This window comes from Pseudomonas sp. FG86 (assembly GCF_057808775.1).
The window spans coordinates 35,845-56,816 of sequence record NZ_JBMDIS010000003.1 but is presented as its reverse complement, the minus strand read 5'-3'; the positions used below and the strand labels follow the sequence as shown (position 1 = coordinate 56,816).

Genomic DNA, 20,972 nt, shown 5'->3' with positions numbered 1-20,972 from the left:
CGCCATAGGGCGCCGAAAGGCGCCCTTTCTTTTGACCCCAATGAAGGGTCAGATTCAACACCCTCGAAAAGTGTGCAGCTATAGCCTGATGACATCGTAAAAGAGGTGTCCTCATGCTCCGAAGAATCTTCTGCGCAATTTTGCTCATCACGTCTGCAAGCAGCTACTGCACTGCAAATGCCCAAGAAAATAACGTAACAACGCCATTGCCAATTAACGGAATGATCGCGGCCGTCAAGAACGGAAAGCTTGCGTTCGTAAGTGATAATGGCAGATTTGTTTTTCGTGGGAGTTTGTATGACACGTGGAGCCAAAAAGAAATTTCTTCGATCGATGACGCTGATCAAGCATTCCGCTATATCGATGTGGCGAAGCTCAAGTTCAACGTTGACGATCTGAGCCCCTTTACTTATGGGACTGGAAAGAAGCAGGTCATAATTTTTACCGACCCTCAGTGCCCGGCATGCAGCTTGCTTCTAACTGACCTCAAAAAAGTTGAAGGCTACACATTCAAAATTGTCGAGCTGTCAGCCCTCGGCGAAGAAAGTTCTAAAATTGTTAGATCGATGCATTGTGCAAACGATCAGAAACAAGCCTATGAAATTGCTGTAGGACTTCAGAAGCCGCGAGTGATAGACAGTCGCGGAGCAGATTGCGACACCTCTGCAATAGGCAAAAGAATTATTACAGCCCAAATGTTCGGGCTTAAAGGCGTCCCGTTTATTATTCGTGACGATGGTTTAACGCGCCAAGGATATGCAAAAGGTTCGCTCGAGCCTTGGCTGATTGGAGCCGCAAAATGAGCACCTTTCCCAAAGCTAAATTTCCACTTGCAGATTTGCTTAGCGTAGTTGCCTATGACGAGGATAAGAAGTACTTCGTCATGGACGACAACATGGCTGGGTTCGCCTTTTTGTGTCGCCCGCTGCCTGGAAGCGATGGCAAAGAGGGCGACCAACTTAAAAGCGTCATGAAACAAGCATGGCCTGCTGGAACAATGATTAATTTTTCGTCATTCCCATCGCAGAACATTAACGATCAAGTGAATTCGATGCTGAGAATGCGGATGCATTCTCCAGATGACATTGCGCATCAAGCAATTAAGAGCCGCGCTTCGTATCTGTTCAAAGGAACACTCGAACCGATTGATGATTATTCAGGTATCAAAGTACGTGAAATTCACACAATCATCACTGTCAAGTTTCCAATAGCCGAGCCGTTGCCAAGTGAAAAAGAAATTCAGATCATTAGTGAACTTAGGGCTCAATTTGATTCGACATTCAAGAGTATCGGTTTCTGCCCTATAGGTTTAACACAAAACCTATATTTGGAAATTATGTCGTCGATCTTGAATCAAGGACCAACTGCGTCTTGGCGGGATCGAATGGCGCAGGAGGCGGATGATGATAAGCCGCTTAAAACACAGGTCTTGGATTATGATCGTACGCTAGAGGTTTTCAGTGATCATCTAAAAATTGGAAACACTCTGGTAAAAACTCTTAGTGTTAAAAAATTCCCTCGGCGCGTGATACAGGGGTCTGCAGCTTGGTATCTTGGTGATTTACTTACCGGAAACAATGGAATTAGAGAAAATTGCATAATTAGCTTTACTGTTTATTTTCCTGATCAACAAGCTGCAAAGGACAAAATGAACACCAAGCGTCAGTGGGCCAATAACCAGGCCTACGGACCTCTTCTAAAATTTGTACCAAAATTGGGTGCAAAAAAACAGGGGATGGATGACCTGTTCAAGGAGATTGAGGAAGGCGAGGCTATAGTCCGATGCAACATGACAGTGATCGTTTTTGCTAATGATCGTGATCGTCTAGTACGTGCATCGTCCGAAGCACGAAATTATCTAGGTATTCGTCAGTTTTCATTCCTGGAAGACAAATATTTTGTACTTCCATTATTTTTGAATGCTCTCCCATTTGGCGCTGACGCAAATGCAATTAATGAGAGCTATCGTTATAAAACTATGTCGGTGACTCAAGCGCTGCCACTGCTACCAATTTATGGTGATTGGAAGGGCACCGGCTCCCCGATGATGCAGTTTGTTTCACGTAACGGGCAGTTGATGTCCTACTGCCTTTTCGATTCGGAAACCAATTACAACGCCACGGTAGCTGCGCAGTCCGGTAGCGGAAAGTCATTCTTAACAAACTACTTGATCACAGCATATCGGTCAGCTGGAGCTCAGGTATGGGTGATTGACGTAGGTCGATCGTACGAGAAGCTTGCCAAAGCATTTAACGGTGATTTCCTCGAGTTTAAGCCAGACGTCACGATATGTCTGAATCCCTTCGAGTTGGTTCAACAGTACTCAGAGGAGGAGGATGTCCTCATTGGGCTTCTGTGCGCGATGGCCGCTCCTACGAAAGCGCTTGAAGACCTTCAAGTCGCAGGTCTTCGAAAGCACACTCATGACGTTTGGGAAGTCAAAGGCCGTGATATGAGCGTCGATGACGTCGAGCAGTCTTTGCTTGGCGATGAAGACAGTCGTATCCAGGACGTCGGGAAGCAACTGTACCCGTTTACGTCAAAAGGAATGTACGGGAAGTACTTCAATGGCAAGAATAACGTTGACTTTAAAAACCCGTTTACCGTTCTTGAGCTCGAGGAGCTGAAGGGCCGGAAGCATCTTCAGCAGGTGGTTTTACTCCAGCTCATCTATCAGATTCAGCAGGCAATGTTCCTAGGGGATCGAGATCGCCAGAAAATTGTTGTGATCGATGAGGCTTGGTCGTTGCTTACAGAAGGTGACGTCGCAAAGTTCATCGAGCATGGCTACCGCCGCTTCCGTAAATACAACGGCGCTGCAATCACAATCACACAATCTGTAAACGACTTGTATGCAAGCCCGACAGGTCGTGCAATTGCGGAAAACTCAGCAAACACCTTTTTGCTGGGCCAGAAGGATGATGCTATCAACATCATTAAAAAAGAGGGTCGACTGGCTTTGAGTGATGGAGGGTTCAGCATCCTCAAGTCAGTTCACACGATCCGTGGCCAATACTCTGAGATATTCTTTATGACGGAGTCAGGCTCCGGTGTCGGGCGTTTGACAGTTGATAACTTTTCTAAGCTTCTTTACTCCACCACTCCTAAAGACGTGCATGACATCAATGTCTACGTTAACAAAGGCATGAATACGGCTGAAGGTATCAACGCTGTATTGCGCGATCGGGGAGTATCCGTATGAAGCCAGTAATAGTGAACGTTATAGTTTCCATCGCGTGCTCGTTGGGGACGATTGCAGCCTACAGTTTAATTAAGGGTGAAACTTCAGCAACTCAGCTCGCTGTGCTGAATTACGACGTTGTTAATCTGCAAGGTGCTGGACGCTCGAACTCGGAGCTTGAAGAAAGCTATACGAACCTCCGCGAGTCGGCTAATAAATTAACTGCTGCAGGGTATGTTGTGGTCGACTCACGATCGTTAGTTTCATACCCACCAGAGCTAGAGATTCCATTAATTGAACATGGTGATGCAACTGATGGAGCCGAGGGGGCGGTAAGTGAATAAGCATTTAAAATTCATTTTGAAAGCATTGCCGCTCTCGGTAGCTATGGCAGGTGCCGCTTTATACGTGACGTCCCGATATGAAATTGGAATAGATCCACAAAAAAACACGTGCTTGAATTGGCGGGTCTTTGTAGTTGATCGATATGATACGAAAGTAGATCGTGACAAAATATATGCGTTTCGATCGACTCAGATGGAGCCATTTTTTCCGAATGGCACGAAAATCATCAAATACGTCCGCGGTATCCCAGGCGATCGCGTCACGGTAGGCAAAGAAGTGATCTCTGTGAATGGTACTTCCAGAGGTGAAGGGCTACTGCTTGCTGCACGCCTAGGTAAGCCAGAAAATCGATACATAAGAGATGAGATTATTCCAGACAATATGTTTTGGTTTATGGGCACATCTCACGATAGTTTTGATTCGAGATACTGGGGCTACGTTTCTAGTTCTGATGTGGTCGGGAGAGCCTACCCGATATGGTAAGTCTACGATCAGCACTTCTTTGTTTGGTTGTAATCGGTTCTGTCGCGCCGGCTTATGGGAGCACCGACTTTGCGGCTCAAGAGAGTGCAGCAATTGAGAGTTTCAAAGAGGTCCTGGACGGAATAAAGACCAACACAGACAAGCAAGTCGACTTTGTTCTGAAAACTGAAGACCTCAGTTTTGCCCAAACACCGCTGATGCCAGACAGTAATTCAGCCATTCCCGCACCAGTTGAGCAGGCTAGGGCATATCAGATATTCGTGTCATGGAGTCTTGGTGAAAGTGAGATCAAGAATCTGTTAAAGCAGTATCACGGCAATAGAGAAGTTGAACTGGTTTTCAGGGGGATACCTGACGGAGTTTCATTGCAAGACGCGCTAGCAAAGGTACAGCGGTTGAGCCTTGAAACGAAGTCAAACACCCCGGTGCTTATAAACCCTGTTTTATTTGGGGAGTCGGGAATTGAAACTGTCCCCCAGATTCGTAAAGTTTCAGGGAAGCAAACAGTTTATGTGGTATCTGGAACCACCTCTGTTCAAGCTGCGGAAGAGCAGTTCCAAAAATTTAAAACACCTAAGCCGAACGCAATTGGGCCCGGCCTGCGAATAGCTGAGCGAGATTTAATCGAGGTTATGAAGGAACGACTCGCCAAAGTTAATTTTGCTGAACTGAAAGATAAGGCACTGAGGAGGTTTTGGTCTAACCAGGTATTCGCTGAATTAGTGCCTGCACCAACGAGCAGAGTCAGAAAGCTGGATCCTTCAGTCGTGGTGCCACAAGATATCACAGGCGCTGACGGAACTTTAATTCACAAAGCTGGTGATCATATAAACCCGCTTGACATTCGACCTTTTACTCAGCGACTTGTGATTATTGATCCTAGTTATGAAAAACAGATCAATTTTGCAAAGGCACAGATAGAAAAATATAGTGATAAGCAAAATGTTGTGATTATTTTGTCAGAGGTAGATCGTGAGAAAGGTTGGGATGGATTTACAGAGGTCCAAAATAAAGTAGGCCGTGCGGTATACATCTTAAAAGACGATGTGCGTACGAGGTTTTCAATCGACTTTACGCCGTCAGTCGTAACCGCGGCAGATAAAAATTTTTATATTGAAGAAGTTGCAGGAGAGTCATTGCCGTGACAGTGCTAGCGCTCCAATCAATCCACTTTTCCAACGGTAAGGTTCTAGGGTACGAGGTGTTGGCTCGTCGCATTGTCTCGGGTCGTATGCTTTCACCAGGACAGTTCATGGCGAACTCGCAACCAGGTGAGTGGATTCTATTGGACCGCGAGATAGTAACTCTAGTCGCCGATAACATTGCTGAGCTAAGTGGCATCGGCCCGTTATTTATTAATATCAGTGCTGAAACACTAACGTCGATTTCTGACGCCAAGTCTTTGATAAAGGCGCTAGCCGGTGTCTGTTCGCTAGGATTGGAAATCGTGCTTGAAATTTCTGAGAAGTACTCCGACGGTGCCGAGAGTCTTGATTCATTGTTGTTGTTTGCAAGGTCTTTGGGCTTAGGAGTTGCAATTGATGACTTTGGTTCGGAAAACTCAAATATGGCACGATTGGTCGGACATAAGTGGGATTACTGCAAAATTGACCTGCCTGCCTTGTTAGTCCCGACTAATCTTGCTCTCCTTACTGAAATTCGCGATTACTGCATGGCCAATCATGTAGGTTTGATTTTAGAGAAAGTTGAAGACGTTTCCATTCTAAGTGGTTGGCTCAAGCCACTGAATGGTGCTTCGCTCCAAGGCTTCGCTCTCTCTAAACCAGACGTACTCAATCGAGCGCCTTCGCTTTCACAGAGTTCAAGGTAGTAGTTATGTTCATCCGTAGTTTAGGCCTGATGGTCTCTCTGTTATTGTGTTTTTATTCTCAGTATTCGGCCTCAGATCAGTCTGTAACTGATTCTTTGTCCTGCCCTAATGCTGAGCTTTTTAGCGGTAAATTATTTACTGACGTCTGTTGGGCGTGTTTGTTTCCTATCCGAATTGCTGGCGTGAGCATTACGCCTGGTGATGCACCGTCAGGCGCTTCTACCAAGAGTATCTGCATGTGTGAGGACAACTTAGGCCTGTGGAAGCCAGGTATTGTTAACTCACTATGGGAGCCTGCTCGGCTGATCGAAGTTGTTAGGAAGCCAGGGTGTTCCCTTGCATTGGGCGGCATTACTTTACCTATTGGCGACAAGCGCCTATGGGGGACGTTATCTGATGCTGTTGGCGGCAATACGATTACGAAAGAGAAACTATCTTTCTACAACGTCCATTATTACGCGTTCCCGCTGTTATCGATTCTCGAAATGTACATGCCAAAACGTTGTTCTCCAGATGGTTATGCTGACTTCGATATAATTCAGTTAACTGAAATCGATCCGGTCTGGACGAATGACGAACTGGCCTTCTTTGTTAACCCTGAAGCCGCAGCCGTCGCTAACCCACTGGCACAAGCAGCATGCACGGCTGACGCTGCCTTAGGTGTTGCTGGTCAAGAGCCTTTAACCTCCCTTTGGTGGTGCGCAGGGACTTGGGGCGAGATCTATCCAATGGCTGGGACAGCCCTGCCCAACGACTTCGGGCGCACCACATCGTTACTAGCTGCGCGCACTATTGCAACTCAACACCGCCGAGGCCTTGCGCATTTGACTATTGGCGATGAAACCATTTGTAGGGGCTCAATCTTCCCCACAGTTCCTAAATCCCAGTACAAAATGTCTATGTTCTTTCCTCGTGCAGAGTCGAAGGAAGCGCATTACATCGGGTCGCACCCGATGACATGGCAAGGTGGGGAGGGCAGAGTTATTCCTCAAGTCGGGGAAGACGCGCTCTACATGTTGTTCCGGTGGAATGACTGCTGTAACACACTATGAGATTTTGACATGCGTTCTCTATCCAGGATCACTGCGGCAGTAACACTATTCTTTTACGGGTACGCTATCTGCGTGCCTGCATGGGCGGATAGCATTTCATCATCAGCAGCGGCCGGTAATAAAGCTGCGCAAGACGCGATGAACTCATGGTCGGCGCCGACAGCGTCTTCATCTGAGATCACGTTTGGTAGTGGCGGGCAGAAGCAAACCATCAATTTGTCTGAGCTGTTCCCTGGCGTATCTGATACGACAGGATCTGGCGACTTGAAAAATCTCTATGGCAACGATGAAGGTACCCTCAGTGCAGGGTCTACTGCTAATACGTCTTTGTTGAGTGAGAACTCGATGAGCGGTGATGCTTACCGCTTGTTGAAAGATACTTCTGGCACTAAACGACCTGATTTGAAAAACGACCCACTATGGACGAATACTGACAAGACAATCGATAACCAAGACATATTCAATAAAGATTTCGCTGATTGTAAACAGACCACAGAAACGACGAAGTCAACTACGTCGAAACACGTGTCTGACATGAAAACTTGCGAGCGGGTCGCCGATAAGTCGGGTACCTTTACTCTTAAGCATGACTACACGGCAGGGGTAGTTAAGTATGTCGATGGTCCCACGAACTTTCAATCATGTGGACCGGGATGTATTGATATTTGGTTGGGTCAGGTAGGTGATAACTATTGGTCTGGTTACTGCACCATTTTCGAAAATAAAATGACATTTGAAGTTGTCAATCCTGATGCGATTCAATCTGCAAGTCTTACCTATGCAAAATGGGATGACTATATGCAGGTGTGGGTCGCCAACACGAAAGTTTGGTCAGGTCCCAACGAGAACTTTCCTCCTGAAACGGGAGGTGCGTGCGAGCTTGGCACATCATGGGAGACAGCTCCCAACGTCAATATGACTTCTCTTCTGAAAGAGAAGGGTAGAAAAGAGTTTAAAATCCGCGCGTCTGTCGCGGGTGCCGGTGAGGCTTACGCCAAGTTGCGCGTGCTTTATGATCCGTTGAAGGCTGTTAGTGAAGAAAAATGGTATTCGCAGGAAGCTGTTGATGTAGCTTCATCTATTAATGATGGTTATTGCCAGGGCTCTTTTGTTTGTACAAAAATGCCAGCTATATCTGAAACTGGGTGTGCGGAGATTGACGGCGTTACCGTTTGTGAAAGTTCGTTTGGCAAAGGACCACCCTTACCTGGAATTTCACCTCTTTGCCAAGAGGTATCAATAAACTCTCAATGTAACTTTTATAAAGGAGATATGGAGTGCTATACCGACGCGCAAGGGCAACAACAGTGTCCGGTCAATACTGACAGAACCTGCTCAGTAAACCACAATATGAAAGTGATGGAGATTCCATTCGCTGCGAAAATTGCCGTAGAGGATGCACCTGGTTCGGGTGAGACGAATCGCGTAGTGGTAGATTTTTCGAGTGGTTCATTCCAAAACACGACTAGCTCTTTAAAATCTGATGCCAGCATTGATCAGGCAAATTTTGATTACCTCTGCAAGGCAAAAGGAGAGGATGGTAGGCCACTGCCACAAAAGATTGCTGTTTCTTCAATTAACCTATGGACCGGTCACAAATACGCTCCGAAGACGTTGGGTGTCGATTCCGCCAGTATCATTCAGATGCCGGCTTGCGAGAACGGTCTAAAAATGATCGTGGATATCAAGGATACCGGTAGCGGAACTCCAGGTTGGTTTTATGCTCACGAATTTCGTTTCAAAGCTGTTCGAATTGCTGCTGAATCCTATGGCCCTAAATTCTGTATTGATGCAGCCAATAAGGTTCAATCTGGTCAATGTTCTGAAGGTGGAGCGGTTCAAGTCACAAAAGGTGTGGCGTCAGGTTGCTTGCCTCTGAACGGTATAACCGTATGCCCTGGTGATAGCATGTATGCAGCAATGCTGCCATCTCCTGTCCAGGGTGTGGACAAACTATTTCAAGCGGCTAAAGTGACTGGTTGTGTAAACGGGGGAATGAACCTCAATACCTGTGCAAAATTTGAGGCTGATAAAACATGTGGATTTATCTCTCAGAAGTGTGTGGATGGTGCTAAGGGGGATTCTGGTCAATGTTATGTCACTGAGGAAGTCTGGGATTGTGGCTACGATGTGCAAGTCCCATCTACTGATACCAAGACAACATATCAGTGTGCGGGACCAGTTCGCTGTCTAGGGAAGGAGTGCTTTAACCCTACAGATGAAAAATCCACAGAGTTTGGCTATGCAGCCGCAGCCCTGCAGATTGCGCAATTTGCTGAGCATGATCTCGACTGCGGTGAAAATCCTGAGGACACAACATCCGACCACGTATGCAAGGTGTTCAAGGGCGAGATGATGGAGTGTAAGAAGGCCGTAGGGGGATGGGTGGACTGCTGTGAGGCGCCGGACGGTGTATCGCTAATGGACTACATATCACTTACGTACAACACGATCCAGCTCACAGAGAAGGTCGGAATTATCGATAACGCGCCTACCTTATCCAGCGCCTGGACTCTGGGTAAAGAATTGGCAAGTGGGAGTGGCTGGGATTCCGCTTGGAGTGCTGCCTCGGCTACCAACGCAGCGGTGACGGACGTCGCGCAACTCGGCGTTATTGAAGGCTTCAAGCAACAAATGATGAACTATGTCGCAAACTGGACCGCAAATACGTTCGGGCCGGCTGCTGCAAATGCGGTCTTTGCAAGCGGGATCGCGGCCAACGGTCCCTCTACTGAGGCTTTTGCCTCCGCAAACCCCGCTACAGGTGCTGTGACTACGGCTCCTAATGCAACTTTGGCGTCGAGTTTCGCTGCAGTTCTGTCCGTCGTAATGATTGCCTATATGGTTTACCAGATTGCTAACATTTTGGTTAAAATCATTTGGGAGTGTGAGCCCAAAGAGTTTGAGTTAGGTGCGAAAAAGGAAACAAAAGTTTGTCATTATGTTGGTAGTTACTGCGCCAGTAAGACACCATTTGGTTGCATAGAGAAAAGGGAGTCTTATTGCTGCTTTAACTCGCCATTAGGTCGTATTATTCAAGAGCAGGCTCGGCCTCAGCTGGGCATGACATGGGGGGATGCTGAAAACCCTTCATGCGAAGCACTTGGTGTGGATCAGATTGCCAAGCTCGATTGGAGTAAAATTGATATCTCTGAATGGATTGGCTTACTTCAAGTCACCAATTTTTACCCGACGGCTGACAAGATAAATCTAGATAATTTAACTGGGTCGGGTTCAGCATTAAATATTGGCGAAGGACGTACAGATACACTTAATCGAAATACAGAACGATTGGATGGCCTCAATGAAAGTTTCTCTGAGACAAGGAAGGCAGCTGAGGACAACTTAAGGGACACGTTCAACAAATAAAAAAAGGGGCCTTCGAGGCCCCTTTTTTTTGTCAGTGTTTAAGCTGCTGATTTTGCCGCCGCGGTTTCTTCTTCAATCGCTGAAGCAGTTTGTTTATCCACTTCACTTTCTTCCGCCGCATCGCCGAGATTTGCAGCAATTGCGTCGGCGTTTACGTCTTTCTTGGCTTTCTTGCGCGCGTCCGTTGCCATCAACTGGAGCTTGCGGATCACACGCATAAGTTGACGCATGCGTTCATTGGCTACCAGGTCGTTCTTGTCTGAATCCAGAAAGCACATGAGCCAGCAGGTCTGAGCTGCGATGAGCATCTGGTCAAATGCTTGAATGATCTGCGCCAGGCGCATGATCAGCGGTGTGGACACTGTGAAGCTGAATTCCGCGGCGTTGTCATAACGTGCTGTCACGCCGGCGCTATTGTTTTGCTCGAGGATATGTTTGAAGCGATCACGCTCATTTATGACGTCGCGCTCCAGTCCGCTCAGCAGTGTTTCAACAGCGGCCATGACCTCTGAATAGTTAAATGCTTTGTTGCCATGTGACAGGGCTCTTGCGATTACGTCGATGGTGAAGAGGGCCCGCGCAGCACCCTCGAAGCATCGGCGATGAACTCGCTGCGCATGCTCGGTATTCAGGGTGTATTGGGATGTGAGCGTAGCGCTCGAGTATTTACCTTGCGGCTTGAAATCGTTTCCGTTAGCCATGTTTTGGCTCCTTGAGTTGGGGAGCCTTTACCTTATTCGGCATAGGGTTGCATTTTTTCTTAATCTGACCCTATAGGGGGGTCAGAAGCGGTAGCTGATGCTTTACAGCTCATTGGAGTGGAGGTATTCTCGGCTCATTCTTCACCCAAGCATGTTGCTTGAGTGTAGTTCCCCGAAGGCTCTGCCTTTCGGGTTTTGTGTGAAGCTGGGCACCTAATACCAGCACATCCGGTCACGATTCGCGGTCATGACCTAACCCTAGAGGGGCTTTCTGTCCCCTTAGGGATGGAAGGCTCTTTTTTTTGGAGGCCTCCATGAAAACTTCTCTCGCTAAGCTCAACCTGCTTACCTTCGCCCCTCGGCCAGCTTCTTTGGTCGAATGCGTCGTTCAACCTGCTAACACTTCAGCAACTCACTTCGCCCTGCGTATGCGCGCGAATGGGGAGATCGCACAATGAATACATTTCCTGTAGTCATTTTGATCGCTGCTTTGGTTGTTGGTTATCTCTTGCTTACACGTCGTCGCAAAGTAACTCCTCGCCAGGAGCCTACGATCGGTCGTGAAGCCACTGATGTTTCTCTGGTGTCGCCGAGTAAGGCCGCTCCAGCTAAAGCAGCTCAAGCAACGCTGGGTCTCGAGAAAAGTGACATCTTCGCTCTGCGAGGTGCCACCCGTATCAACCGTCTTCCGAAGGGGATCGATTACTCGGTCTACGACGAGCCGGCTTACCTGCGTCTTGGCAAAACGCTTAGCTTTCAAAGTTAAGTTATGGACTGCGCCCTCTTGAGGGCGTAGTGCTGCAGGGCCGCCGTTAGGTGGTCCACCAAAGTCCTTCAAGAAGGATTTCGGTGGACCACCTGGCGAGGAGCCCCACCATGAATCAGTTACAAGCAATCTACTTGATGGAGCTGCGGGAGCTCCTTGTGAGCGATGGAACCGTTAAGGTTCCAGAGAATATTGCTCAGACGGTGTCTCCCGATGTACTCGACATTCGCTATTTAAAGCGATGGGCTGTGTTCAACAACATTATTCCGGAAGCCGCGGAGATCGGGATAACGATGTAGCTCTATTTGTGGCTGGGGGGAGCTGGCTCCCCCTTGAGGCTTCTTTTCCATCGACTGCACGGCTGCGATGGAAAAGAATCTTCCGAACTCACTTCACGGATTTCTGGTGGTCCTTGTGGTCCATCAGATGCAGAAGCTGGACTGCTTTATCCAGCACCCTTATAACCCCTCTGGGGCATTCCTTCCCAGTTGGGTTGGTACGCCTCGAAAACGTGGAGTGATCTTCATGGCTCGTGGCGTGAACAAAGTAATTTTGGTTGGTACCAGTGGCCAGGTACCCGAGGTGAAATACCTTCCCAATGGGAATGCAGTTACCAACCTTAGCTTGGCTACTTCTGAGCAGTGGACCGATAAGCAAACTGGTCAGAAAGTTGAAAAAACTGAGTGGCATCGTGTGAGTCTTTTCGGACGAGTCGCTGAAATTGCCGGTGAACATATCGTCAAAGGCTCTCAGGTTTATATCGAGGGCAAGCTTCAAACACGTGAGTGGGAGAAAGACGGTATCAAGCGTTACACGACAGAGGTTGTCGTCGACATGCAAGGTACCCTTCAGCTTTTGGGTTCCCGCCCAGGCGGTGATTCAAGAGGTACACCTGTATCGCGTCAGGCTTAACGAACAAGCAGTTGTAACCGGTAAACCATCGAACTCTGTCTCGTTGGGCTTGATAGCTCAGAGGCACGTTTGATATGTCATGAAATGCAATAAAACCCGCGCGGGGTGCAATCCCCGAATGGGGATCGCCTCCGCTTTTAACCCGGAGGTTCCAATGTCAAGAAATCAATATGTAGCTCGTCCTAAAGCTGCCTTCACACCTGAGAAAGCTAACGATCTCATCCTGAAGGCGAAAGACGACTTTCAGAAAATCGTCTCGTCCCTCAACAGTCGAATGGTTTTCACCCAAGAGGCGTTATTTGCGTATCACGCGATGATGTCTAACCCTTCTTTGTACGAAACGGCTGCAAGCAATGAGTGGAGCTTTAACCTGGCGATGCAGCAGATTGCATCCTCTGGTCTTTCGCTCAACCCTGCGCTCGGTCTCGCCTTTTTGGTTCCGCGTCAGGGCAAGATAATTGCCGATGTCTCGTATCGCGGCCTCATGAAAATCGCAACGGATTCTCGTGCCGTCGACCTGGTGGTTGCTGAAGCCGTTTATAGCGGTGATCGGTTCATCTACAACGGTCCTACAGCCGAGCCTGATCATGTCTTCGATCCTTTTCTTAGCAAGAAAGATCGGGGCAGTTTTCGGGGGGTATACGTCAAAGCTTATCTGCCGTCTGGCAGGTTGGTTGTCGACCCACTCAGTGCGGAGGATGTGTATTCAGCTCGATCGCTATCAAAGGCCTTTCAGCATACCGATCCCAGCAAGCGTGGTCCGTGGGAAACTCATTTTGAGCCGATGGCCATCAAGACCGGGATCAAAAGTGCTTCGAAGTACTGGCCTAAAACCAGTCCTGTACTTGAGAACGTTATTAGCTACCTCAATGAGGAAGCCGATGAGGGATTCAGCACTGGGCCGATTTCGCTAGCGACTGCTGCAAGGGATATGCATGGGACCTCCCATGCACCTAATGTGGTGGATCTAAGTGGAAACGTATACGAGCATGGCCAACAACGCGAGGCACCGCAAAGTGTCGTCGATGGAGACGCTCCGAAACATGTTGATGGTGAGACAGTGCGGTCAGCTGATCCTCAACCTCAAGGGCCGAGTACTCCACTGGAAAACTCCAAACCTGATGGGAGAGGTGATCCTAGTGAAGTCATCAAAAAACGGATTCAGAGCGTTTACGATCGAACCATGAAAAATGGCAGTTGGAACGCCGCAATCGAGTGGGCTCAGGCCCATCTCCGCGACGATCTACAAGCCGAGGCTTTCGCTCTCTTTAAGAGGGGGGAGGCGGAGTTTCAAGAGCGGCAGAAGGCTTCAGCCTAATGTCTAGCCCAACCCTTACGGGGATTCCTCCCCGTTGGGGCTGGGTCCCTCCATAATCTGGAGGTGAATATGAAAATTGTGGACTTGCGACAACGCACGCCGGAATGGCATGCCTGGCGTGCACAAGGAGTAACTGCGACGTCTGCAGCTGTCATCCTTGGGCATCATCCGAACAAAACTCGCTGGCGGTTGTGGGCTGAGCTCACTGGGCGTGTGCCTCCATTAGATCTATCGATGATTCCTCAGGTCCGACTGGCAATCATGCTAGAGCCACATGCTTTATCGTGGTTCCAGGACAAATACGACACGGTGCTAATGCCGTACTGTGGGGAGTCAACGCTTCATCCTTTGCTTCGGGCAAGCTTCGATGGGGTGGAGTTGGATACGATGCGGCCGGTTGAGATCAAAATCTTGGCTGACTCGAATTTCAATGAGGTTGCAGAGCAGGGTGAGGGGTCATCGCATTACCGTCTGTACTGGTGGCAGGTCCAACATCAGCTTGCAGTATCAGGGGCCGATTTTGGTTATCTGGTCTTCTACCATACTCGCAATCAACCAATCGTTTTCGAGGTCGCTCGAAGCGATCAAGCAATCCAACTCATTCTGAAAGCATCTCTCGGATTTTGGGCTAGTGTCGTCGCGGATAAGGAGCCTGAAAAGGATCCTGAACGTGATTACTTTACGCCAACGGGGGGAGGTTTGATTGAGTGGGAAGGTCACGCTTCCAAGGCGGCAACGCTTGACTCGGAACTAGCTTCACTTGAGTTACGTATCAAGGAACTGAAGGCTGAGCGTGAGCAACTCCAGCAGGGCTTTGTCAGCTTGATGGGAGACTACCTCCTTGCAGAGGCTTCAGGCGTTAGAGTTTGTCGCTACAACCAGCAAGGATATGTGAGGTGGAAGGAAGCGTTCACTTCGCTTCATCCAAACTATCCTGCAGAGAACCTTGATGTTTTCCGTGGAGCGTCTTCGGAGAGGGTCAGGATTACGGTGAATGCACAAACGCCGATCACAACAGCACCGCTTGAGCAGCTACTTCAGACAGTTGACTTTGATGAGTCTGATCAGGCATTTTGCATATAGAAACAGGGGCCTTCGGGCCCTTGTATTCTTTCTGAAGGCTGCGGCAAGGGCTTCCTTACCAGAGTCTTTCGAATCTGTTCCTTGCCATGTGGCAAAGGACGATAGCGCAGCTGTTCGCTCAACAGCAAAAATCTAAACCCTCTGGGACACTCACATCCCAGTAGGGGTGTGGTGTCCCTCCAAACCGGAGATACACCATGAAACTTCAATCCATTATCCCTCTCAGCTCGTTCGGCATCCAAGGTCCCCAAGGCGATGTTAAAGCCCCAGGTTTTGCGCCCGACCATGAGTTGATGGGTATTGTTCCAAGCGTTAACCCTCATTACCTATTCCGCCCTGAACTTCGGTTGCCGGTAATGAATTTCCTCGTCAATCCTGGTGGGGATGCGTTGGGACTTGTTGGCCCTACTGGTGCTGGCAAAACCTCAATCGTTGCACAGGTCGCAGCTCGTTTGAATTGGCCATTTCGTACGATCGATGCTCACTCCCGTATGGAGATTCCTGAGCTGGTCGGACAGATGGGCCTCGAGTGTGATCCCGTGACCGGTGATCAACGCACCGTGTTTCGTTATGGTCCTTTGGCCTTGGCGATGAAAGAAGGAGCAATATTCCTTCTGAACGAGGCTGACGTACTGGATCCCTCCGTTTTCGCAGGTTTGAATGCCGTGCTTGAAGGTGGGTACCTGGTGCTTGCAGATAACGGAGGGGAGATCATTCACGCTCACCCGAATTTCCGTTTCTGCATCACAGGGAATACCCGCGGCCAAGGTGATGAGACTGGGCTCTACAACGGTACCTTGTCGCAGAACCTTGCGTCCTGGGATCGTATTCGGTTGCTTGAGGTGCCATACATCGATAAGGCGTCTGAGATGGCGATTCTTCAATCGACAATGCCGACTGTAGATATCTCTATTTTGGAAACCATGGTCGACATCGCTAACCAAGTGCGAAAGCAATTTGTTGGCAATCCTGAAATGGATCTCAAACCTGGTGAGCAGGGCATTACGGTGACCTTCTCGACTCGTACCCTGCTGCGGTGGGCTCGTTTGGGCATTACCTACAGCAAAGCTGCAAATGCTAATTCGGGTTCGTTCCCGTTCGCTTCACCTTTGGCTCAAGCATTGCGTGAGTCTCTGAGCAACCGTGCTGATAAAGCGATGCGTCTGGTTCTCCATACCATTGCTAAAGACAAATTCGGTAGTGCTTGGGGCGCTGACCCGGTGGTTAGCTAAGGGGTAGGAAAATGAGCCTGTTCTTCTCTGTTGTAAGTGAGGATCAGGCCCGTGAAACCATCAAGCAAGCACTGCAGAGTCTCGACTCTGTAGCTGCTGTGCTTGGTCTTGCGGGCGCTGTATCAGATCTTCACGACCGTATGTTTACCCCAGTGGGCGCCGGCGAGCTTGATCTCATAGAGGATCGCAACTTGGTTCTTCTGTTGGTCGCTGTTGCTCACCACCTCGGCGACGCCAGTAACACAAGCCCTGTTCTGTCGCTGTCAGATACCGATGGCGCCGCTCTGAACTTCGGCGACTCCAAACAAGTCGATGCTTACCTGCTGCGTATCGTTGGCCAGGAAGCAGGGCAATACGATGTGTGCGTAAAAGCTCTTGTTGAGCTCGGTGCGCTACCTCGTCCGATCGATCTATCTAGCTTGGCAAATGCGGATTTCGGTTCGCAGGCAGTCGGTGAAATAGACTTTTGTTTCTAAACCTTGCGGGGCTCTTCCCGCTGGGGAGGGCTCCGTAAAACAACCCGGAGCATCAATGAATCTTCCAACCTGTAAATCAGTAGAGCTTTGCACCAATCATCTTCGAAAAAGCGATGCCGAGCTACTAGAGCACCTATCTGCGCGGCATTTTCAGCGATTTCATTGTGAAGGGTGGACTGGTCCTGTAGTGCTTAAAACCCGCTATGGTTTTGTGATCCCGATCGGTGAATTGACCGTTCGTGGCATCATCGAATCCGGCGCGTCAACCGAGTTTCGAGACATCCTCAATTGGTGCATCTCTCCTGAGGAGAATGTTACCTACTTGGGGTTTGATCGAGACGGGTATCTGGATGAAGACGTGCCACAATTCGAGTGGTAGTAAGGGAGCCCGTAAGGGCTCCCTCATTCGAGCCTCCTTTGCTATAGTCGGGCTATAGCAAAGAAGGTTCTCTGGTCGCTTATGTGAGTGGCCTTGTGAAGTGATAGCTGTTCACTATAAAACAGCATTTCCTATTGAAACCCATCGGGGCGTTCTTACCCCGTCGGGGCGAGACCGTCCTCTATACCCGGAGGCATCTCATGCAAATTTCATCACCCGTAAAAGAAATCGATACTCTCAGCAAGCTTCTGCTGGTCGACCTAAATGTCAGCATTTGGTCGGGCAGGAAGAAGCTTCGTACAGAGGATCTTGGAGCAGGTGTCACCCTGCCTCCTTCTGAACTTGCTTCCCTCGGAAGTAAGAAAATCATCAACTCAGACGAGCTCAAAGAGTTCGAAAATCTCAAGCGAAGGGCAGTTCGTTTGCTCGAGCTTAACGGTGTACGTTTTCTGGGTGGCTACGGTCTTCCAGATGAGGTTGCACCGGAGGTTGCTGCTGAGCTTGAAGACATCAAGCGCAAATTTGAGGATCAGCGTGTTGCCTTTATCAAGGCCTACGACTCGAATTTCGATGCTTGGGTCAACAAATGGGCTAACCCTCAATGGCGTTCGGCAGTATTGAGTGCCAAAACTCCAAAGGATGTGGTTGCCCATAAATTTAGTTTTCGCTTCACGCTCTGCCGCGTTGCTCCTGATACCTCGAACCCTAGCATTGCGAAAGGTCTGGCTCAGGAGGTCAATGGCCTTTCCGGCCAACTGTTCCGAGAAATTGCTGATGCTGCTGAAGATCTTCTGGATAACAGCTTCGTCGGTAAGGACTCCGTGAGCAGAAAGGCAGTGAGCTCGATGCTGAAAATGCACAAAAAGCTGTCCTCGCTGGCCTTTTTGAACCCTGGTGTTTCGTTGGTTGCCGACTACATGACGAATGTTATCGGTAAGCTTCCAAAATCGGGGCCTTACAAGGGAAGTGACTTTCAGGATTTGTTGTCCCTGATTCTTACTTTGTCTGACGAGACCAAAATCTTGAAAATGGCGGGGCTCTTCCAGAAGTCAAATGCGGATGCACCAGGTGCGTTCGTTGATCCAACACTGCAACTGTCGGATGACACAACTCCAGACTTCTCCGATTTCAACATCCTGGACGTTGAAACTGCCTTTGATGTGTTGGCTGGAGCGATGGATTCAGCTCTCGTAGCTGAGTCCTCCGCAACATCTTTTGCTGACCTTATGGCCGGCGCCGATCTGACATCGCTGAACGTTAACGAGCTGGCTTCACTGGCTCACGAGGTTCAGAACGCTGCGATCGACGCCGCTGCGGAGAAGGCGGATGTAGATGAAGTAGCTCCTCAAGTGCTTTCCAATGAGGTGTTTGCTCACGTGGTGGCTGCCGATACGTTTGCGGTCGACAGCATGGATTTCTGCCTTTAATCAAACCAACCCTTTCGGGGCGCTCTTGCCCCCTCGGGGTTGGAGTGCCTCTACTTCCTGGAGGTACCTATGCAAAAGTCTTTGAACAATGCTTTTCCAATCATCGCTCGTTACTACACCGATGATTTGGGTGTGACAGTGGTGTGGGGTGGAAATCAGCCCGCGACCAAAAACAAGGTTCTTTATCTTCCAATGCTTACCGATGAGTCTCAGACAATGATTCTCGTCGCGCTAGGTTGGACTGCGCATGAATCTGCTCATATCAAGTACTCGGACGATGGGGTGTATGACAAGGCTGAAGCTGAGGCATTGTTCATCGTTCGGTTCATGAACATGCTCGAGGACATCCGGATCGAAAAACGGATGATGGCTGAACATTTTTCCACGGTTCATCCCCTTACGGTGATGGTCAAGGAAGTGATTGCCGGAGGGCGTGATTTTAGCGGCCAGAACGAAGCAACACTCTTGATGAACGCATGTTTGATCATTGGTCGGGCTCGGCTTTTGAATCAACCTCTGCAAGCTGAGGCGACAATCATCGAGCCGGAGTTCAAGAAGGTTTTCGGTGTCGGGAGGAGCACGAAAGTGCTCGGGCTTTTAAGCCAAGTCGCCGATCTGCCGGATACTGAGGCGGTGTATCAAATGACGCACCGGATGTTGGATGTGCTGGCTGAGGACGAGGATCAACAGAAGCCGCCGACTCAACCGCAACAGCCTCAATCCCCGCAAAACCAGCCGCAACAGCAATCAAGTGGAGAGCCTGGACCCGGTCAGGATGGCAACGATCAGGACCAAGATTCTCAACCCAAAAGCAATGGCTTCGGCGCTGGTGATAAAGGGGATAGCAAGGACGATCCAGCTCTGTCTGGAAGTCCTGCGAGTGGTGCTTCTGATGGTCAGAATATGAAACAGAAGATCCTTTCTGCTTCCGAAGACGACTTGAAGGATGCCATTTCTGATGTCGCATCTTTGGCATCCGACATGGTTGCCACGGTTGTAGATCATCAAACGCCAGTACCTTCATTGGTAATAAAAGACCCGATCGGTTCTGAGCTGCAGGCGATGCGCGTTTTTAAAAATGGCCAGGCCGCTTCCATGGGGCTCCGCCAGGTTATGAGCAGTCTGATTCAAGGGTCTCGTAACGCACGTGCAAGTCTGAGAAGTAGCGGCAGCAAAATTGAGGGCAGTCGTCTTGCACGGGTGCGGGTTGGGGAAAACCGGATCTTCCGGCGACAAGAACCTGTGCAGCGGACGAATGCCGCTATTCAGCTAGTCCTGGATGGCTCTACTTCGATGGCGATGAAAATTGTCGGTCCGAATGAAAACCTTGATGTGCTATCAGATGCCGAGCGAGAGGCTGTAATTAACGCTCGTAAATCTGCGCTACAGATCGCCGAAGAAAGTGCGTATGCAATTTTGACGGCATTGGAAGGCATTTCCGGTGTAACCACTGGAGCAATGATCTTTCCAAAGAGCCACGGTCGTGAGAACGCCGTAGGTGTGCTGAAGCGGCATAGTCAGAACTTGGCCAACGCTTTCCGCGAAGGTCGTTTTGGGCAGGTTCCCTGCGGATCAACACCATTGTCTAACGCAATGTGGCCAGCCGCTGGTGATCTTCTGAAAGCCAAAGGTGAGCGGAAGGTAATGATCGTTATTACCGACGGCGACCCTGATCATGCTGACTCCGCAAAGAACATGGTGGATCGTTGCCGTGCTTCAGGGATCGAGGTGTTTGCTATCGCTTTTGGATCGGCGAACACCAGAAAGCTTCAGGATATTTTCGGTGACAACCATTGGGAGTTCCTTACTGACCTATGTCAGTTACGGAACGCTCTGAATAACCTGGTTCAACAGGTATTAATACAAGCCGTGTAAAACCGGCAAACCCTAGGGGGTTCATCACCCCCTTAGGGGTGGTGCGCCTCCTCCTACCCGGAGGTTCCACCATGCAATTTGCTTTAGCTTTAGGAGAGGGATTTATCCCTGAGGGGCGTGAGTTCCTAGGTAAGCAATTACCGAAAACCCGGCGTCCGAAAAAGCTTCTTACCAATGCTGACATTGAGCAGCTCTACCTAGATCTCCTGGCTATGCCGGAAGATCAGTTGGAGCAGTTCGAGTGGACTGATGACTACGTTGATTTGCTTCGAGAGAAGCTCCTACATGAGGCGTGCCATGTTCTGTTGGACAAGCGTGCAGCAGTTGCGACTCGTCGTGACAGATGGGGGTGGATCATGAGTGAAAGTGTTGGACCATTTTCTTTCATGGTCTGCGCCTACTTTGCGGGTGTAAGGGGGGACGAGCTTCGTGAATCCCTCGTTCATCTTTGCCGTCGTGAAAAAGTAATTGATCAGCTTCAGCATGTTGCCTAACCAGGCCGCAAAATTTTTATAACCCAATGGGAAGTCATCTTTCCCTTT

General features: G+C 49.2%; 19 protein-coding genes and 1 pseudogene. 19 read left to right on the top strand and 1 reads right to left on the bottom strand.

Annotation, left to right across the window (positions count from 1 at the left end):
• Positions 1–113: 113 nt before the first annotated feature.
• From ACODSV_RS02630 to traN, 8 genes are read left to right on the top strand one after another with little or no spacing between them, the layout of a single operon-like run.
• On the top strand, positions 114–803 hold the full coding sequence (locus ACODSV_RS02630) for a DsbC family protein (protein ID WP_454838455.1): 690 nt from the start codon (positions 114–116) through the stop codon (positions 801–803).
• A complete protein-coding gene (gene traC, locus ACODSV_RS02625; RefSeq protein ID WP_185710071.1) occupies positions 800–3,202 on the top strand; it encodes a type IV secretion system protein TraC in 2,403 nt (800 codons plus the stop codon). The genes ACODSV_RS02630 and traC overlap by 4 nt, the downstream gene beginning before the upstream one ends.
• Entirely contained in the window at positions 3,199–3,525 is a 327-nt protein-coding gene (locus ACODSV_RS02620; protein WP_218538207.1) for a hypothetical protein, read from the top strand. Before traC ends, ACODSV_RS02620 begins: the two co-directional genes overlap by 4 nt.
• Complete coding sequence (lepB, locus tag ACODSV_RS02615) at positions 3,518–4,009, top strand: signal peptidase I (protein ID WP_185710073.1); 492 nt, start codon at positions 3,518–3,520, stop codon at positions 4,007–4,009. Before ACODSV_RS02620 ends, lepB begins: the two co-directional genes overlap by 8 nt.
• Positions 4,003–5,154: a TrbC family F-type conjugative pilus assembly protein gene (locus tag ACODSV_RS02610; RefSeq protein WP_489078197.1), complete on the top strand. Its 1,152-nt coding sequence runs from the start codon at positions 4,003–4,005 to the stop codon at positions 5,152–5,154. The genes lepB and ACODSV_RS02610 overlap by 7 nt, the downstream gene beginning before the upstream one ends.
• On the top strand, positions 5,151–5,840 hold the full coding sequence (locus ACODSV_RS02605) for an EAL domain-containing protein (RefSeq protein ID WP_218538210.1): 690 nt from the start codon (positions 5,151–5,153) through the stop codon (positions 5,838–5,840). The genes ACODSV_RS02610 and ACODSV_RS02605 overlap by 4 nt, the downstream gene beginning before the upstream one ends.
• A 5-nt stretch (positions 5,841–5,845) precedes the next feature.
• Positions 5,846–6,892 carry a TraU family protein gene (locus ACODSV_RS02600; protein ID WP_185710076.1) on the top strand — a complete coding sequence of 349 codons (1,047 nt, stop codon included), beginning with the start codon at positions 5,846–5,848 and terminating at the stop codon, positions 6,890–6,892.
• 9 nt (positions 6,893–6,901) lie between these two features.
• Entirely contained in the window at positions 6,902–10,261 is a 3,360-nt protein-coding gene (gene traN / locus ACODSV_RS02595) for a conjugal transfer protein TraN (RefSeq protein ID WP_489044725.1), read from the top strand.
• A gap of 38 nt (positions 10,262–10,299) precedes the next feature.
• On the opposite strand, the gene ACODSV_RS02590 is transcribed toward traN, so the two are convergent.
• A complete protein-coding gene (locus ACODSV_RS02590) occupies positions 10,300–10,962 on the bottom strand; it encodes a hypothetical protein (RefSeq protein WP_185710078.1) in 663 nt (220 codons plus the stop codon).
• A gap of 454 nt (positions 10,963–11,416) precedes the next feature.
• On the opposite strand from ACODSV_RS02590, the gene ACODSV_RS02585 reads away from it, so the two are divergent.
• From ACODSV_RS02585 to ACODSV_RS02535, 11 genes and pseudogenes are all read left to right on the top strand, one after another.
• A complete protein-coding gene (locus ACODSV_RS02585) occupies positions 11,417–11,728 on the top strand; it encodes a Loki-CTERM sorting domain-containing protein (RefSeq protein ID WP_185710079.1) in 312 nt (103 codons plus the stop codon).
• Positions 11,729–11,838: 110 nt separating this feature from the next.
• Entirely contained in the window at positions 11,839–12,027 is a 189-nt protein-coding gene (locus tag ACODSV_RS02580; protein ID WP_010466589.1) for a hypothetical protein, read from the top strand.
• A gap of 226 nt (positions 12,028–12,253) precedes the next feature.
• A pseudogene (ssb, locus tag ACODSV_RS02575) lies at positions 12,254–12,616 on the top strand (single-stranded DNA-binding protein); the annotation flags it as partial.
• Between the two features lie 178 nt (positions 12,617–12,794).
• Positions 12,795–13,958 carry a recombinase RecT gene (locus tag ACODSV_RS02570; RefSeq protein WP_454838449.1) on the top strand — a complete coding sequence of 388 codons (1,164 nt, stop codon included), beginning with the start codon at positions 12,795–12,797 and terminating at the stop codon, positions 13,956–13,958.
• A 69-nt stretch (positions 13,959–14,027) separates the two neighbouring features.
• Entirely contained in the window at positions 14,028–15,041 is a 1,014-nt protein-coding gene (locus tag ACODSV_RS02565) for a YqaJ viral recombinase family nuclease (protein WP_454838448.1), read from the top strand.
• A gap of 197 nt (positions 15,042–15,238) precedes the next feature.
• Complete coding sequence (locus ACODSV_RS02560) at positions 15,239–16,273, top strand: AAA family ATPase (protein ID WP_185710083.1); 1,035 nt, start codon at positions 15,239–15,241, stop codon at positions 16,271–16,273.
• Positions 16,274–16,284: 11 nt separating this feature from the next.
• On the top strand, positions 16,285–16,749 hold the full coding sequence (locus tag ACODSV_RS02555) for a hypothetical protein (protein WP_185710084.1): 465 nt from the start codon (positions 16,285–16,287) through the stop codon (positions 16,747–16,749).
• Positions 16,750–16,804: 55 nt separating this feature from the next.
• Positions 16,805–17,128 carry a DUF5983 family protein gene (locus ACODSV_RS02550; protein ID WP_218538215.1) on the top strand — a complete coding sequence of 108 codons (324 nt, stop codon included), beginning with the start codon at positions 16,805–16,807 and terminating at the stop codon, positions 17,126–17,128.
• A gap of 200 nt (positions 17,129–17,328) precedes the next feature.
• Positions 17,329–18,555, top strand: a complete 1,227-nt coding sequence (locus ACODSV_RS02545; protein WP_489044720.1) for a DUF3150 domain-containing protein — start codon at positions 17,329–17,331, stop codon at positions 18,553–18,555.
• 69 nt (positions 18,556–18,624) lie between these two features.
• Positions 18,625–20,430: a VWA domain-containing protein gene (locus tag ACODSV_RS02540; protein WP_489044718.1), complete on the top strand. Its 1,806-nt coding sequence runs from the start codon at positions 18,625–18,627 to the stop codon at positions 20,428–20,430.
• Between the two features lie 71 nt (positions 20,431–20,501).
• On the top strand, positions 20,502–20,924 hold the full coding sequence (locus ACODSV_RS02535) for a hypothetical protein (protein ID WP_218538218.1): 423 nt from the start codon (positions 20,502–20,504) through the stop codon (positions 20,922–20,924).
• The last annotated feature ends 48 nt before the right edge of the window (positions 20,925–20,972 follow it).